Here is a 1074-nt window from a genome sequence, read left to right on the forward strand (position 1 = left end):
GGGGCTGTTGACAAAAGGGGGGAGCGCTTTGCGCTCCCCCCTTTTTTATGTTTTTCTTTTTGTTTTTCTCTATTTTACACCTATTCGTATTACTCAATGCCTTCTAAGAAAGGGCGTTGACCATTCGTTTGAGGTTTAAAGCCAATGCTGAAAAGAGGCATCTCACCTGATTTTTTGAAATGCCCCTGAAGTAGGTTTTAGTTAAAGTATGGCATTGCTTCAGTGTACCAAATGTCCCTTCAGCCCAGGTATTCCGTAACTGACGAACTTTTTTATACTTTTCTGTTTGATTTCGTAATTGGTTACTAAGCCCATACTCATGAAACAGTGGCTTCGAGAGCTGCTTATGCTTGGCAGTTTTGCTTAAACAGTCTGTACGAAATGGGCACTCCCGACAATCTTTTGTCTTGGTGGCATACACTTTCATATATTTTTGGTATTCCTTTTTCCAATTAAGATGGGTAAACTGTAAAGTCTTCTGAAACGGGCAAAGAAACGTATCTGTTTCTGCTTGATATACAAAGGCATCTGATTTTCTTTCTTGCTTTTTAGCACTGATATATCCTGTAATTCCTAATTCTTCAAGTTTCTTATGTACATGGGATACATCATATCCTCGATCAGCTCCCACTTGTTGAATGTGAAGGCCAAACTTCTCTTTTTGGACCGCCAGTCGTTCCACATAGGGTTCGTGATCATTTATATTCCCTTGAGTCACATGAATATCTGTAATAATTCCGTATGCTGTATCAACTGTTGTATGTGCTAAATAATGAAATCCCTTGGGTTTATTCGGCCGTCCGAGTAAACCTGAATCAGGATCTGTGAGACTGCGCTTGACTTCCCTTTCGGGCATGTCTTCGCTTTTTTTGCGTCCGCTTTTTGTTTTGCCACGTCGTTTTTCTTGTAATTCTTTCTCTATTTTCTTCGCTTCTTCATGGAGACTTTGGATGTACTCAGAAGGCGTTTTGATTACGCTCACAACTTCTGTCCGTTCAGAGGAAGCGTATGCCTTGATATGAGTAGAATCTGTCACCATGACTTCACCCGTGACAAGCCCTGCTTTTATGCAGA

General features: G+C 40.8%; 1 protein-coding gene. It reads right to left on the bottom strand.

Translation table 11 applies throughout. The features are described from left to right. Positions 1–103 precede the first annotated feature (103 nt). On the bottom strand, positions 104–1074 hold a 971-nt coding region (locus tag ACFQZ1_RS14590; protein ID WP_377882906.1), incomplete at its 5' end, for a transposase.

Origin of the sequence: Bacillus sp. CGMCC 1.60114 (assembly GCF_042676365.1) — a bacterium.
Taxonomy (GTDB): domain Bacteria; phylum Bacillota; class Bacilli; order Bacillales; family Bacillaceae_G; genus Bacillus_A; species Bacillus_A rhizoplanae_A.